The following is a 15,685-nucleotide window of genomic DNA, read 5'->3' as shown; positions in this document are numbered from 1 at the left end:
GGGGGAGAGTAAATGAAACCAGCTGTATTTAGTTACCTTAGACCAACGAATTTACAAGAAGCATTCAATTACCTAGAGGAATACGGTGAAGATTCTAAGATTTTATCTGGTGGTCAAAGCTTAATTCCCACGATGAACATGCGGCTTTCAACTCCAGCTTACTTAATTGATATTAGTAGAATCAAAGAATTGAATTATATCCGTCAAGATGATGAATTTTTAGCAGTTGGTGCCTTAACAAAACACAAAGACATTGAACATTCAGAGCTTGTTAAAGAAATATGTCCATTATTATCAGAAGCAATCAAATGGGTAGGGCATGCACAAATTAGAAATCGAGGAACAGTCGGCGGCAGCATTGCCCACGGGGACCCTTCAGCAGAATTACCATGTGTACTTACCGCACTTCGTGGAGAAATTGTCATTGCAAATGTGGATGGCAGCGAAGAGGTACTTGTTCCTGAAGAATTTTTTCTCACTTATATGCTTACATCCTTGCAGCCAGATCAAATGGTAAAAGAGGTTCGATTCCCGATCATTTCCAAAGAAAGTGGGTCTGCTTTTGTTGAGGTAGCCAGAAGACATGGCGACTTTGGATTAGCTATGGTAGCTGCTGTTGTTGAGTTAAATGATGATGGAAGCTTATCAACTGTAAAAGTCGCTGTAGGCGGTGTTAATCCTACTCCAACAGCTTTGGAAGAAGTTGAACACTATTTGATTGGCAAAAGACTAACAGGCGAGGTATTGCAACAAGTAGCTACTCTTACAGAGGATTGTGTTGACCCAGAATCAGACCTCCACGGTACGGCAGAATTTCGGCGCGAGCTTGCAGGCACACTTACAGTTCGTGCACTTAAAATTGCAGTAGAACGTGCAAAGGGAGGAGTAAAAAATGTCCAATAAGGTTCAAGTTGGAATTACCATTAACGGAAAAGAAGTTCAAAAAGAAGTAGAACCAAGATTACTGCTGACGGATTTTATACGTGATGAATGTAATCTTACAGGGACTCACCTGGGTTGTGAACACGGTGTTTGTGGGGCATGTACGATTTTACTAGATAATGAGCCTGTTCGCGGCTGCTTAATGTTTGCCGTTCAAGCAGATGGTTCTGTAATTCAAACCGTTGAATCTCTCAAAAATGTCGATGGCACATTGAATGTTCTTCAACAGTCATTTTCAGATCATCATGCGCTGCAATGTGGTTTTTGCACACCTGGTTTTCTAATGACCTTGACTCATTTTCTGGAAGATAATCAAAATCCTTCGGAAAAGGAGATTCGTGAAGCCATTTCAGGGAATTTATGCCGCTGTACAGGTTATGCCAATATTATCAAGGCCGTTCAACAAGCAGCCATAACACTTCAAAGTGAAAATACAAATCGTTCAGTGATTTCTGCTCAATAAGGTAGTGTCCGAGGGAGGCATGAAAATGAAAAAATATGTAGGGCAAAGTTTAAAAAGAAAGGAAGATTATCGTTTAGTTACCGGTACAGGTCAATTTGTAGCCGATATTAAATTAGCTGGAATGCTTGAAGCTGCATTTGTCCGTAGTCCACAGTCACATGCAAAGATTCGCCAAATTGATATTTCAAAGGCACAAGAACTTCCTGGAGTGCATGTTATTCTCATCGGCGATGATATAAAAGGGAAAATTAACCCGATTACGCAATTTGAATCACATAGTGCCGTACCGCCAAACGTCGCGAAAGAAATCAATCCAAAAATTCAATTCAACTATGAAAGCGTTTTAGCCATTAACAAAGTTATGTATGTCGGGCAGCCTGTTGCAGTTGTAGTCGCTGATAATCGCTATATTGCGGAAGATGCAGCAGATTTGATTAAAGTGGTTTATGAGCCACTATCACCCATTGTTGACCCATTTGAAGCAATAAAGGATGGCTCCCCGCTTGTACAGGAACAAGTAGAACAAAACATCCAAATGGAATTCCATCTAAACCTAGGTGATACTAGGTTTGCTGAACAACAGGCAGATCATATTCTAATGACAAGAGTACAGACACCAAGACTATCCTCTAACCCAATTGAAACAAGAGGGGTCATTGCAGATTATGATCATCGTACCGAGCAAACTCATGTCTGGTCTGCTACTCAATTGCCATTTGAAGTAAGAGCGACAATCGCTCATTGTTTAGGCTGGACAGAACAAAATATTCGGGTAACAGCACCAGATGTTGGTGGAGGCTTTGGTCCTAAGGGCGGCGTTCATCCAGAGGAAATTGTCGTCCCTTATATTAGCAAACTAGTAGGTCGTCCAGTGAAATGGGTGGAAGACCGCCTTGAACATTTAACAAGTGCACGGCAATCAAGAGATCAAATTCATGATGTAGTTGTTGCTTATCGCAATGATGGAACAATCCTTAGTCTCCGTGATGAATTTATCGTTGATTCGGGTGCGGTTAACTTTTTTGGATTTACTTGTGCCTATAACACCGCCTACCATTTACGTGGTGCTTATAAAATACCAAACTTTGAAGTCACATCAAGAATTGTATTAACAAATAAAACACCGAATGTTCCATTTAGAGGAGCAGGTAGACCTGAAGCTGTTTTCACAATGGACCGGGTCATTGATATGATTGCTAGGAAATTAAAGCTGGATCCAGTTGAAGTGATGAAAAAGAACATGATTCAAGCGCATGAAATGCCTTATGATCAAGGGATTTTAGTAAAAGATGGCGCAAGGCTTATTTATGACAGTGGCGATTACCCAGCAGCATTAAACCAAGCACTGGACATGGTTGATTATCAAACTTTCCGCCAACGTCAGAAGGAACTAAAAATAGAAGGTAAAAACATCGGTATCGGAATTTCTACCTATGTGGAAGGAACAGGTGCAGGTCCATTTGAAGGTGCACTATTGAGTGTTGATTCAACTGGTAAAGTGATTGCTCATTTAGGTGCCTCTCCACAAGGCCAAGGGCATGAAACTGTGTTTGCCCAAATTGGGGCAGATGCACTTGGTTTAACACCTGATGATATTGTGATTAAAGTTGGCGACACTGCTGTTTTACCATTTGGCGCTGGTACATATGCCAGCCGGAGTGCGGTTAATGCCGGATCTGCCATGCATGAAGCCTCTTTGAAATTGCGCAAAAAAATTGTTGCGATTGCAGGAGTTATCCTTGGAATAACATCGGATGAAATTGAAATCGAGGAAGGGAAAATCTTCGCCAAAGAAGATCGAGTCCATTTTATCACATTTCAAGATATCTTTAAACGAGCTAGACCTGCTGCGCGGCCGCCATTACCGCCAGAAATTGAGCTAGGCTTACAGGTTACTCATTATTTTGTGCCACCAACTGTTACCTTTGCTTCCTCTGTACACATTGCAGAGGTAGAAGTGGATAAAGAAACTGGTTTTGTTAAACTCCAGAATTATAGTGTGGTTCATGATTGCGGCACGGTCATTAATCCGATGATAGTGGATGGGCAAGTTCAAGGTGGAGTTGCGCAGGGAATCGGATCTGCACTATATGAAGAAGTGATTTATGATGAGAAAGGTCAATTATTAACGGGTTCGTATATGGATTATTTGCTGCCAACTTCTATGGAGATTCCAACGGTTAAGAAGGGCCATCAGGAACATCTTTCGACGAGAAACCCATTAGGAATCAAAGGAGTTGGCGAAGGCGGAGCAATCTCGCCGCCAGCAGCGATTGCCAATGCTATTGTCGACGCTTTGTCAGACCTAGACATTATCATCAATCAATTGCCCGTAAGCCCAAGCAGATTGCGCGGCTTAATTAAGGAAGCAGAAAAGGAACAAAACTCCATCTTAACGAATTAAGGTGGTTCAATCGGAAGTAATTTGCATAGGATCCGCCTCATAGGAAAAGAGAAAAACGTGCAGCCATATAAAAAAAATTAAAAACTTGGGGGCATGGCAAATGAAAAAATCAGTGGTTAAATTTTTTCAAATCGTAGCAGTTTTTAGTCTTCTTTTCTTAGCGGCATGTAGCGGCAGTGCAATTAATAGCAGCAGCGGTAGCGATGATAGTAGTAAAGAGAGTGAAGGGGATTCAAAGGATCCTGTAAAGCTTGGATTTATTCTATCTCTCACAGGGAACTTTGCCTCAATGGGTACACCAGTTAAAGAAGGAATAGAACTGTATTTTGAAGAAAATCCGGAAATCGATGGACGTAAGATTGAATTATTTTTTGAAGATGATGCAGGTGATCCACAGGCAGCTCTTCGTAAATATGAGCAATTAACGCTAAATCAAGGGGTTCATATTGTCGGTGGAGGTACGGTTGGAAGTATTGCATTAGCTTTAAGAGACAAAGTTGATACGGATAAAAAGGTTCCATTAATCAACGTGGTAGGTTCTACTGACGTTCTGTCTTGGGAAAAAAAGAGTGATTATGCGTGGAGAACAAGTTTCTCTGCATGGCAATATGCGTCTATTTCTGGAAAGTTTACTGCTGAAGCAGTAGGGAAAAATGCTGTGATTATTGCTTCTGATTATGTGGCAGGACATGAGATTGTTACTGATTTTATTCCTAGCTTTGAAGAAGGCGGTGGCAAGGTAAAAGAGATTATCTGGGCACCGCTAGGTACAAGTGACTTTTCTTCCTATTTAACGCAAATTGATAATGCAAAACCAGAGGCAGTCTTTATGTTTATACCAGGTGCAGATGGTTCACGTCTTGTTAAGCAGTATCAGGAATTTGGATTACAGGATAAATATACACTTGTTGAAGGCGGATCATTGTTGAACGCACCATTTAATGTTAAAGCTGTTGGTAATGCTGTTGTTGGTGGCAAGATGATCACAAACTACTTCCCTGAACTTAAAAATGAAGTCAACGAAAAATTTGTGAAGGCCTACCAAGCTAAATTTAATAAAATTCCAGATAACTATGTAGTGAATGGCTATGATACTGGTAATTTAATTGCTCAAGTTGTTGGAGAAGCTGGCAGCTTAAATGGTGAAAAGGTCGTTAGCGTTCTGAAAAAAGGACTTACTTTAGATAGTCCGCGTGGTCCAATCGAAATGAATCCAGACACACACACATTAAATCAAAATATGTATGTTATCGAAGGTAAGGAAGCAAACAGTGAAATTTCATTTGAATTAATTAAAACCTACGAAAATATCGAAATGCCGAAAGAAAACGTAGGCTATAAAAAATACTAAATCGTTTCTTAAAAGGCTGGCTCAAAAGGAGTCAGACTCCACCATACAAAACTTGTATAGTTTGTTGGAGTCCAATCCTTCTAGGGTCAGCATCTTTTAAAAATTCATCAACCAAGGAGATGAATCCATGGATCTTTTTACAGTCAATTTATTATCGGGATTAACCTATGGTATGCTGCTATTCTTAATGGCTAGTGGTCTATCAATCGTCTTTGGATTAATGAGAATCATTAACCTCGCTCATGGTTCCTTTTTTCTTTTTGGTTCCTATGTGGCCTATGCCATGATCAGCAGGGGGATGAACTTCTGGCTGGCCTTGCTTCTATCTACAATTAGTGTGACCATTTTAGCGTTGCTGATTGAAAAATTCCTCATTTCCCGATTTCATGGTAATGAAGCTTCACAAGTTCTATTAACTTTAGGACTTATCTTTGTTATCGGTGATATTACTCTTTGGATTTGGGGCGGAGACTTCTTCTCTATACCAGTACCGGCCTCGATGGATTTCTCTTTTGCGATTGGTGAAAGCAGTTTTCCAATCTACCGAATATTTGTTATCTCCATTGGTATTATTTGTGCGGTCCTCCTCTGGTACTTTGAAACAAAAACAAAGGTGGGAATGATTGTTCGAGCCGGTGTTGATGATATGGAAATGGTAGGTGCTTTAGGGTTCAATATTAAACTAATCTTTTCAGCCGTATTTTTGTTTGGTGCTGCTCTTGCTGCGATTGGCGGTGTTTTAAGTGGCCCTATTTTAGGAATGTATCCAAAAATGGAATTTGAAATATTAGTGAATTCACTTGTCATCGTCTTAATTGGTGGCCTTGGAAACTGGAAAGGCGCTTTCATTGGTGCTGTCCTGATAGGTATTATTGATTCTTTCGGCAAAATTTATCTCCCTGATATGTCTGTTCTATTGATTTTTGTAGTGATGGTCATCGTGTTAATCTTTAAGCCAACAGGGTTATTTGGAAGGGTGGAATCATGAAAAAATCAATTATCGCCACATTGTTACTTGCTGTAAGTGTTTGTGCACTGCCATTTGTCATCACACCATTTGTGTTATTTATGTTAACTGAAGTATTAATCATGGCCATTTTTGCTCTAAGCCTGGGTTTGATTATGGGATATGGGGGATTACAATCTCTTGGACATAGTGCATTCTTTGGAATTGGCGCTTATACAGTTGCCGTGTTAAGTGAACACGTGACAAGTATCTATATTCTATTGCCAGCTGCTATTATTATTTCATGTCTTTTCGCTTTATTTACTGGATTAATAGCTGTTCGGAATAAAGGGATCTTTTTCTTAATGATTACCTTGGCGTTTACACAAATGCTGTTTCTCTTTTTCCGACAATCAGACCTGTGGGGAGGGGCAGATGGGTTAGGTACATCGATTAAGCCAAACCTTGGATTTACTGAACTTGGTTCTCCATTAAGTCTATTCTATTTAATCGCTGCCTTTTTTGTCCTAACCTATTTTATCCTTCGACTATTTGTGAACTCACCGCTCGGAAAAGGATTGAAAGGTGTCATGGAAAATGAAAGCAGAATGATAGCACTCGGGTACAACGTCAAAAAGTACCAAATTATTGCCTATGTATTTGCAGGAGGATTAGCTGGATTAGCTGGTGGACTTTACATTTTTAAGACGCAGTTTGCAAGTCCCGATTTATTTAGTGTTCACATGGCGACGACTGTCCTCATTATGGTTTTCATTGGCGGACTAGGAACACTGTTTGGGCCAGTAATCGGAGCAGGTGTGTTTATTTTCCTTCAAAACTATATGAGTACGATGACCGATCGTTGGTCGCTGATAATGGGGCTACTTTTTATCGTTATTGTAGTATATAATCGCGGTGGAATTTTACAATTGCTTCAATTAATGGGAAAAAAACTAATGCCAAAGAAAAAGTTATTAGTGGATCAAAAAGGGGGGACAATCATTGAGCTTAATGAAAGTGGAGAAGCTAAATAAATCCTTTAAAGCCATACATGTCTTAAAAGATGCAACCATTGAACTACAACCTGGAGAACGGCATGTCATTATCGGGCCAAATGGTGCCGGGAAAACCACTTTTATCAATTGCCTATATGGAACGCTTAAATTTGAGTCTGGAGATGTTTTTTTAGAAGGCAAATCGATTAAGGAAGTACCTTCACACGAGCGTGTTAAATTGGGAATGGCGAGGACCTTTCAAAAGAATAATTTATTCACTGATTTAACAGTTGGAGAAAATATCTACTTAGCGATTCTATCAGAAAAACCATATAAGATGAAATTCTTAAAAAGCCTTTCCGAGTATGCTGATATTCGAAGGGAATCTGAAGAAATGTTGCTTCAATGGGAAATGCAGGATAGAAGGAATGTAAAAGTTAAAAATTTGTCCTATGGTGAACAGAGGGTATTAGAAATTATGTTAGCTCTTTGTGCAAATCCAAAAATTCTTTTACTAGATGAACCTACATCGGGAATGTCGCCTTCTGAAACCATCCGGACCACTGAATTAATCAAAAGAATTCCACGTTCTGTTACGTTATTAATGATTGAACATGATATGGAGGTTGTATTTAGTACAGCTGATCGAATTACCGTATTACATCACGGAGAAACGATTCTTTCAGGTACACCAGAAGACGTTCGTGGAAATGAAATGATCCAAGAAATCTACTTTGGTGGAGGTGCCCGAAACCATGCTTAGTTTAGAGGATGTACACACGTATTATGGTAATAGTCATATTTTACAAGGGGTTAATTTCACTATAACAGAGGGGGAGTGTGTAGCCCTTTTAGGTCGAAATGGTGCGGGAAAGACCACAACCATTCACACCATCTCGGGATTAACACCATCGAAAAAAGGTAAAATTCGTTTTAAGGACCATTCTATTGAAAGGTTGCCAGCTAATAAAATCTCAAAATTGCATATGGCATTGGTACCGCAAGGAAGGCGTGTTTTTTCTTCTTTAACGGTAAGGGAAAACCTGTTAATGCCAAGCCGTCCGATTAAACATAAGGAAAAAGGCTTAAAATATTGGAGTATCGAGGAAGTATATGAGTTGTTTCCAGCGTTAAAATTACGGGAACAAAATATGGGGAATGAATTGTCTGGCGGACAGCAGCAAATGTTGGCCATAGGCAGGGCATTAATTACCAATCCACAGTTACTACTAATGGATGAGCCATCAGAGGGACTTGCCCCAGTAATCATCGACCAAATCACAGACATTATTAGAGACTTAAAGAAAACAGGACTATCGATTCTAGTTGTCGAACAAAACTTAAAACTTGCTTGTGATGTGGCTGATCGTGTATTGGTCATGAATAAAGGTCATATTGTCTGGGAGGGTACTCCAGATGTTTTATTAAATAGTGATGAGATCCTTCACAAATACCTCGGAGTATAATAAAGTAGTAGGTGAATAGGGAAATTATTGAAGGAGAGTCTAGATGGAGAAACAGCTTTATCACTTTGAGAAAGAATTAGAACGTTATTCTACCAAACCATTACGTGAGGCAATCTTTCATATTGTGAAAAATGCCATTATAGAAGGGAAATTACTGCCTGGAGATCGTGTGACCGAAGATGATTTGGCTAGTAAATGTAATTGTAGTCGTACGCCTGTACGGGAAGCTTTAAGAAAGCTAGAGCAAGAAGGGTTCTTGATGGTAAAGCCAGGAATTGGGATGGAAATTGCCCCCATAAACTTTGAATTGTTAAAACAGGAATTTGAAATTAGAGAAGTTTTAGAAGCATATGCAGTTTCAAAAGCTTGCGAATTAATAACAGAAGATGGAATCAGGGAGTTAGAATGGTCCACAGAGAAAATGATCAATACCTTAAAAAATGATGACTTTATTAGAGGTACTCATTTGAATATTGAATTTCATCAAATGATTTATTCTTATTCTGGAAATTTTTTTATTAGTAAATTTACTGATTCATTATGGCTTTCTATGCGTATTTCATTTTTATCGATTCAAGGTGAAGGGAATGTTATCCCAATTGATTCTAGTTGGTATAAAGAACGAACAAATGAACATCTCCAGCTAATTCAAGCATTTCGTGAAAGGGATAAAGAGAAAGCCGTTCGGACCATTAAAAAGCATGTAAATGAAAATTATATTCATCACACAACATATTTGCAATATCTATAAAGTTGAGAAGTCTCAGGAAACTGATGACTTTTTTTTATTTTTGGTTAACTGAAAATTATATATTTTCAAATAAATAAGTTGACTACGCTTTCAACTGTTATTACAATGTACATATAACAAAACTTGTTTTTGTATATAAAACATAAAAGGGGGTTGATAGTGATATTTTTGTCTTTCATTTTAATGTGAAATCTGAAAATGTAACAAAATGGATTGGTTCATAAGGGGATGTCAAGAGGTAATAAAAATTTGAGAGAGATTAGGAGTTGTTGTTTGTGAAAAAATCTTTACTATTTTTTGTGCTGATCTCACTAGCTTTTATGCTTGCAGCATGTTCTGGGGAAAAATCATCTAAAAAAACCTCTGGAACATCTGAGAAGAAAGAAGCGGGTGTCGTAGAAATTAACTTTGGCGGCGGATTTGCTACAGAAGAGCCAATTTGGTTGTTTGAAGCGGATCCATCATTAGCACCTAACCAAGGGAAAACATATAAAATTAACCTCTCTCAATTTAGAGCAAATGCTGATAGATTAAATGCTTATCAGGCGGATCAAATTAATGCTGGATCATTAGGTCAAGGGGCTGCCATTCTATCTGCTTCACAAGGGATCAAGATGAAAGTTGTTGCAGTTTTATCAAAAGATACACCTAATGTTGGCTTCAATTCAGCATTTATGACATTAAAAGATTCAGAGATTAACGATATTAAAGACCTCAAGGGGAAAACAATTGGACTTTCTGATTTTAAATCACCAACAGATATGTGGGTTCGAAATGCATTGAGAACAGCTGGATTAGATCCAGACAAAGATGTCAAATATGCGATTACACCAATTCCTGCAATGACAGAGGCTGTCAAATCTGAAAAAATTGACGTCGGGATGTTCCCGCAGCCATTTGGTGCCGCAGCGGAAGCCAGTGGAGAGTTTAAAACCATCTTTAACTCAAAAACAGGTGTTCCATTCGATGAAGACTTCCTCGTTATGTTTATGCACCCGGATTTTATCAAGGAGAATAAGCAAGCTGTAAAAGATTTCCTAGCTGATTACGCAAGCATCGTAAAGTATTACCATGGAAATGGTAAAGAAGCTAGACAGAAAATTATCGATAAAACGAAAAAGGTTCAAGCTGACCCAGAAATCTATGTTAACATGACCGATAACAATCGTTCGGCTTATATTAACATGGAAGGTTGGGAAAAGGTACAAGAGCTTATGTTAAAAGATAAATGGATTGAGAAAGAAATCGATCTTAAAGATTTAATTGATACATCTTTATTGCCAGCTAAATAAAGGGTGCGGGGACATTTCTTGTCCTCGCATTTATAAATAGGAGGAGAACAAATGACCATTAAAACCGCAGCAATGGAAATTGAGAATTTGAGAAAAGTCTATTCTACTAAAAAAGAAGAAGTGGTTGCGATAAAAGATGTAAGTTTGAGGATTCCTGAAGGGAAATTTGTGAGTATTGTCGGCCCAAGCGGCTGTGGGAAAAGTACTTTTTTACACATTGTTGGCGGCTTTATTGACAAGACCTCTGGGAAAGTCAAAGTAAGAGGTAAAGAAGTTGAAAAGCCAGGCCCTGACAGGGGAATGATGTTTCAGGAATCTGCACTTTTTCCATGGCTGAATGTTTTTGATAATGTAGCTTGGGGATTAGATATTCAAGGAGCACCGAAGAAGGAAAGAAATGAAATTGTTGAAAAGTATTTGAAATTGGTCCGTTTATGGGAATTCAGAAATCAATTGCCTTCGCAGCTATCAGGCGGGATGAGGCAAAGGGTTTCCTTAGCTCGAATTCTAGCCTTTGATCCGCAAGTGTTGTTGATGGATGAGCCATTTGGAGCATTGGATGCGCAAACAAGGGAAGAAATGCAGGTCGAATTGCTGCGGATTTGGAGCGAATCTCAAAAGAGTGTATTGTTTGTTACGCATGATATCGAAGAGGCGGTTTTCTTAAGTGATACCGTTGTTGTTTTTTCCGGTAGACCAGCAGTCATTTCAGAGGTTATTGATATTAAATTCCCGAGACCTAGGGATTTAAATCTCTATAAATCTTCTGAATTTAGAGATTATCGAAATCAAATTTGGGATCTTCTTCATCAAGAGCATAAGAAGCCAATAGAATTGATCTCGGAGGTAGTCAATGGATAAAAAACTTATTCGCATGATTGCAGTATTTGAGTTACTAGCTATTTTTTTTACGTGGGAAATCCTTGCTGCCTTTTCATGGTTTCCAACGTATCTTTCTAGTCCACTGGCAATTATAAAATCAATGGGCGAACTTTGGATAGAGGGAGATCTGGTTAATCATATCGGTTCAAGTCTTTTTCGATCATTAATGGGCTTTTTATTGGTTGTCATAGTGGGTATTACGTTTGGAATCTTAGCAGGATACTATCGAAGAGTGGGAACCTTCTTTAATCCAATTGTAAACACGCTTAACCCGATACCCAAAATTGCGTTACTGCCGATTTTAATGGTTTGGTTTGGAATAAGCGATACTACCAGAATATTAATTATCTTTTTAACTGCCTTTTTTCCATGTTTTGTTGCTACGAGAGATGGAGTACATTCGGTTAAACAAGTTTTCCTGTGGTCAGGACAAAATATGGGGGCAAATGCTTTCCAATTATTAACGAAAATTGTGTTTCCTGTTACCCTGCCAAAAATATTTGATGGTTTAAGAGTTTCATTAGGATTGACCTTTGTCATGATGTTTTCATCTGAAATTATCGGTGCGGCCAATGGATTCGGACTTGGCTTCTTGATTCTAAATGCAGATCTCGGAGGAAGAACCGACTATATGTTTGCAGGTGTCGCTTTCATCGGACTCCTAGGATTTATCTTTGATAAATTATTGCTTATGATTCGAAGCAGAGTATTATGGTGGGATGTTAATAAAGTATAAGAGGTGAAATGATGTTCAAAAGGATTTGGAATAAAGTGTTAGACTATCAATCTATTTTTATATTGCTGATCTTATGGGAAGTGGTAGCAGCACTGGGAATTATGCCAGAAAGGCTATTTCCATCCATGTTTGTGGTGTTCGGTGTTGCTTACGATTTAGCCTTGTCATCTATGCTCTGGGATAACTTATCGGTCACGATGGTACGAGTGTTAAGTGGATTTACTATTTCAGCGATCATTGGGGTTCCACTAGGAATCATGATGAGCCGGTTTAATCTAATGAACAAATTAATGCAGCCGATGTTATCAATTGGGTATCCGATTCCAAGGGTTGCGCTCTATCCAATCCTAGTATTTATGCTCGGAATTGGCTCAGGCTCGAAAATATTCTTAATTGTATTAGAGTGCCTATTCCCAATTATTATTAATACCTACTACGGTGCATTACGGGTAAATCATATTTATTTATGGGCTTCACAAAATATGGGAGCCAATCATTATAAAATGTTTTGGAAGGTATTATTGCCTGCAACAGCCCCAGCTATTTTTACAGGCTTAAGAATTGCTCTTCCTCTTGCCTTGATTATTTCCATCCTAACAGAAATGATAAGTTCTACTGAGGGAATGGGATATTTATTAAGTTTTATGTCATCATCACTTGTTCAGGTAAATGTATTGGCGACTGTTTTGCTGATTGCAATTGTTGGCTATTTAATGAGTATCATTCTTGATGTTATTCAAAAGAAATTTGTATTTTGGCATTAATATAATGAAGGAAATGTAAAAAGGATATCCATGCTCATTCCTCTTTTTGAAATGAATATCGATATCCACGGTTATTTCTATACCTAGTAACCAGAAAAGCTAGAAAGTTGTTGTGCTTGCTTCAGCAAGGCAGGAATTACTGTTTCTTCGATGAAGTCTCCCTTGCAGACTGACACTGGGGCAACGATATTAATGGCAGCCGTAATATGACCCTGCCGATTTAATATGGGAGCAGCAACGGAATATATTCCGTTTTCAAATTCTTCATTGCTAGTAGAAAAGCCTTTTTCTTTTATTTCTTTTAATTCTTTTTCTAATGCTAGTAATTGTGTTTTGGTCTTGCCTGTATAAGATTTTAGCTCTTTTCCAGTGAACATTTTGGTTAAGGTTTCTTCTTTTTGAAAAGCAAGTAATACTTTTCCCAATGCCGTAGCATGGGCAGGAAGTCTCGAGCCAACGGTTACATTGACGGTTGTAACACCTTTTCCAGGGACTCTAGCAATATACGTCACTTCATTTCCTTCGAGAATGCCAATATGAGTAGATAAACCTGTCTCATCTCTCAGATCCTCTAAGTATGGGCGGGCGAGATCTAAGAAAGGCATCGTATTTAAATAAGTAAAACCAAGTTCAAGTACTTTGGGAGTCAGTTCATATCGTTTTGATAGCTCATCCTGACGGATATAACCTAAGGATTGAAGGGTAAACAAGATTCTGTAAGGTGTAGTCCGGCTAACATTAAGTTTATTAGCTATTTCTGATAATGATAATGTTGGCATTTCCCCAGTGAACATTTTAAGTATTTCTAACCCTCTAACCAAGGAATTAGATAAGTATCGATCGTTTTTTTCTTCTGACATATATGATATCACTCCTAGTAAACCTGGTGGTTGAAGCATATGGATGAACTAATTCATTACACAATTCGTTTCTATTATACAACATTTTTCTGTGTTTTTAAAAAAATTAAGGAGGGTGAAAATGGCTTTTATAACTGTTCAAGATTTATCGATTCATTATGAAATAGAAGGAAGTGGTAAGCCTATCATTATCCTCCATGGTATGGGGAATAATTCTCAATCATGGAAGAAACAATTAGCAGGTTTAAGTGAAAGTTATACCGTTATTGCTTGGGATGCACCTGGTTATGGAAAAAGTTCAGATCCTAAAGAGGAATTCACTGATTTTAGTCAGTTTGCTGATATTTTAAAAGGCTTTATTGAAAAATTAAACTATCATTCTGTTACTCTCTTGGGACATTCAATGGGTTCTGCCATTGCATTAGATTTTTGTTATCGCTTCCCCGAAATGGTTGATCGCTTAATCATATCTGATCCGACACGAGGGGCTGCAGCTTTAAGTGAAGTCGACAATAAAAAGAAATTAATGGCGCGACTCACGAATATCGATACTTTAGAACCAAGGGAAATCGCCACTCAAAGAGTGAAGGAGCTGCTCTCCCCAAAAGCTGACCCTGAAGTTAAAAAAGAAGCGGAAAGAATCATGGCTCAGGTAAGACCGATGGGATATCGCTCAGTGGCCTATTCATTATTTAATTTAAACCAAATGAATTTGTTATCTTCAATTACGGTCCCGACATTGGTTATATGTGGGGAGTTGGATAAGGTAACGCCAGTAGGTGAATCTAAGATTTTACATAATGAGATAAGAAATTCGGAGTTAGTGATCATACCAGGAACAGGTCATTTATGTTATCAGGAAGACCCTAACAGCTTTAACGGGATTGTATTGAATTTTCTTAGTTAGAGCTAACTGGAGGAGGTGAATGAACGATGACAAAGGATGATAAAGAACGTTATAATGCCAATGCATTAGTAAGAGGACTAGAGATTCTCAAGTTATTTGGTGAAGAACGATCAACATTATCATTGGTCGAGATTGCAAAAGAGCTAGATGTTAGCCGTACAGTACCATTCAGATTATTATATACCCTGCAATCGCTTGGATACTTAAGTCAAGATGAAGCAACCAAGAGATATAGTTTAACACCCAAGGTATTGGAAATCGGATTTTCGTATTTAAGTAGTTTAAAACTGCCTGAAATTGCCCAGCCTTATATTGAAAACCTAAGAGATGAAACCGGAGCATCCTGTCATCTATCGATATTAGATGGGCACGAAGTGGTTTATGTGGGCAGTGCCCCGGTAAGAGGGATATCTGCCATCAATGTCAATATTGGACTTAGACTACCAGCACATGCGACAGCGAATGGAAAAGTGCAGCTTGCCTACCAGTCGAAGGAACAATTAAATATGGTATTATATGGTTCTCATTTAAAACCATATACACAAAGAACGCAAACAGATTTACTAGATTTACAGCAAGAATTAGAAGGAATTCGTTATAGTGGTTATGCCATTTCAAGAGGGGAGTTAACGTTAGGCATCCACTCTGTCGCTGCACCCATTTTCGATCGCAGTGGCAAGGTTTTAGCTGCCGTTAATGTAGTTGGTACTGAAAAGACGTTTCAAGATGAGTTTATCGAGAAAGTAGCACTGCCCAAAGCATTGGAGACATCAGCCAAACTGTCTAGCTATATGGGATATCAATTGTATAAGTAGAAAAGGCTTGCAAATAGGAGACTGCTGAAAATATAGGCAATCTAAATTTACCGCAATAAAAATTAAAAAGATTAGGGATGTTTTTGAACATTCCCTAATCTTTTTTCGTGT

At 38.5% G+C, this 15,685-nt stretch carries 16 protein-coding genes; 15 read left to right on the top strand and 1 reads right to left on the bottom strand.

The genetic code is table 11. From position 1 onward, the window contains the following. Positions 1 to 12: 12 nt before the first annotated feature. From BLR86_RS00080 to BLR86_RS00020, 13 genes are all read left to right on the top strand, one after another. Positions 13 to 903 (top strand): FAD binding domain-containing protein, encoded by an 891-nt coding sequence (locus tag BLR86_RS00080; protein ID WP_090757631.1) that lies wholly within the window; start codon positions 13 to 15, stop codon positions 901 to 903. Further along, positions 893 to 1,405, top strand: coding sequence for a (2Fe-2S)-binding protein (locus BLR86_RS00075; RefSeq protein WP_090757630.1), 513 nt, complete (start codon positions 893 to 895; stop codon positions 1,403 to 1,405). Before BLR86_RS00080 ends, BLR86_RS00075 begins: the two co-directional genes overlap by 11 nt. Before the next feature lie 25 nt (positions 1,406 to 1,430). After that, positions 1,431 to 3,809 carry a xanthine dehydrogenase family protein molybdopterin-binding subunit gene (locus BLR86_RS00070; RefSeq protein ID WP_175492736.1) on the top strand — a complete coding sequence of 793 codons (2,379 nt, stop codon included), beginning with the start codon at positions 1,431 to 1,433 and terminating at the stop codon, positions 3,807 to 3,809. A gap of 100 nt (positions 3,810 to 3,909) precedes the next feature. Next, positions 3,910 to 5,160, top strand: a complete 1,251-nt coding sequence (locus BLR86_RS00065; RefSeq protein WP_090757628.1) for an ABC transporter substrate-binding protein — start codon at positions 3,910 to 3,912, stop codon at positions 5,158 to 5,160. A gap of 127 nt (positions 5,161 to 5,287) precedes the next feature. Next, positions 5,288 to 6,148: a branched-chain amino acid ABC transporter permease gene (locus tag BLR86_RS00060; protein WP_090757627.1), complete on the top strand. Its 861-nt coding sequence runs from the start codon at positions 5,288 to 5,290 to the stop codon at positions 6,146 to 6,148. Continuing rightward, complete coding sequence (locus BLR86_RS00055; protein WP_090757626.1) at positions 6,145 to 7,140, top strand: branched-chain amino acid ABC transporter permease; 996 nt, start codon at positions 6,145 to 6,147, stop codon at positions 7,138 to 7,140. The genes BLR86_RS00060 and BLR86_RS00055 overlap by 4 nt, the downstream gene beginning before the upstream one ends. Further along, entirely contained in the window at positions 7,118 to 7,864 is a 747-nt protein-coding gene (locus BLR86_RS00050; protein WP_254782208.1) for an ABC transporter ATP-binding protein, read from the top strand. The genes BLR86_RS00055 and BLR86_RS00050 overlap by 23 nt, the downstream gene beginning before the upstream one ends. After that, positions 7,857 to 8,567 (top strand): ABC transporter ATP-binding protein, encoded by a 711-nt coding sequence (locus tag BLR86_RS00045; protein ID WP_090757624.1) that lies wholly within the window; start codon positions 7,857 to 7,859, stop codon positions 8,565 to 8,567. The genes BLR86_RS00050 and BLR86_RS00045 overlap by 8 nt, the downstream gene beginning before the upstream one ends. A gap of 43 nt (positions 8,568 to 8,610) precedes the next feature. Beyond that, complete coding sequence (locus BLR86_RS00040; RefSeq protein WP_090757623.1) at positions 8,611 to 9,318, top strand: GntR family transcriptional regulator; 708 nt, start codon at positions 8,611 to 8,613, stop codon at positions 9,316 to 9,318. A gap of 275 nt (positions 9,319 to 9,593) precedes the next feature. Then, entirely contained in the window at positions 9,594 to 10,610 is a 1,017-nt protein-coding gene (locus tag BLR86_RS00035; protein WP_090757622.1) for an ABC transporter substrate-binding protein, read from the top strand. A 51-nt stretch (positions 10,611 to 10,661) separates the two neighbouring features. Next, positions 10,662 to 11,471 (top strand): ABC transporter ATP-binding protein, encoded by an 810-nt coding sequence (locus BLR86_RS00030; RefSeq protein WP_090757621.1) that lies wholly within the window; start codon positions 10,662 to 10,664, stop codon positions 11,469 to 11,471. After that, positions 11,464 to 12,228: an ABC transporter permease gene (locus tag BLR86_RS00025; RefSeq protein WP_090757620.1), complete on the top strand. Its 765-nt coding sequence runs from the start codon at positions 11,464 to 11,466 to the stop codon at positions 12,226 to 12,228. Before BLR86_RS00030 ends, BLR86_RS00025 begins: the two co-directional genes overlap by 8 nt. A gap of 8 nt (positions 12,229 to 12,236) precedes the next feature. Next, the gene (locus tag BLR86_RS00020) at positions 12,237 to 12,992 is read left to right on the top strand and encodes an ABC transporter permease (protein WP_090757619.1); all 756 of its coding nucleotides are present in this window, start codon (positions 12,237 to 12,239) and stop codon (positions 12,990 to 12,992) included. Between the two features lie 83 nt (positions 12,993 to 13,075). Here BLR86_RS00020 and BLR86_RS00015 read toward each other — a convergent pair whose 3' ends face one another. Beyond that, positions 13,076 to 13,852, bottom strand: coding sequence for an IclR family transcriptional regulator (locus BLR86_RS00015; RefSeq protein ID WP_090757618.1), 777 nt, complete (start codon positions 13,850 to 13,852; stop codon positions 13,076 to 13,078). A gap of 121 nt (positions 13,853 to 13,973) precedes the next feature. Between BLR86_RS00015 and BLR86_RS00010 the strand changes: the two genes are divergently transcribed. Both BLR86_RS00010 and BLR86_RS00005 read left to right on the top strand, forming a co-directional pair. Then, positions 13,974 to 14,759, top strand: a complete 786-nt coding sequence (locus tag BLR86_RS00010) for an alpha/beta fold hydrolase (RefSeq protein ID WP_090757617.1) — start codon at positions 13,974 to 13,976, stop codon at positions 14,757 to 14,759. A 26-nt stretch (positions 14,760 to 14,785) separates the two neighbouring features. Continuing rightward, the gene (locus BLR86_RS00005) at positions 14,786 to 15,574 is read left to right on the top strand and encodes an IclR family transcriptional regulator (RefSeq protein WP_090757616.1); all 789 of its coding nucleotides are present in this window, start codon (positions 14,786 to 14,788) and stop codon (positions 15,572 to 15,574) included. The last annotated feature ends 111 nt before the right edge of the window (positions 15,575 to 15,685 follow it).

This window comes from Bacillus sp. OK048, from assembly GCF_900103525.1.
Classification (GTDB): Bacteria; Bacillota; Bacilli; order Bacillales; family Cytobacillaceae; genus Neobacillus.
This window is presented reverse-complemented; position numbering and strand designations above follow the sequence as displayed.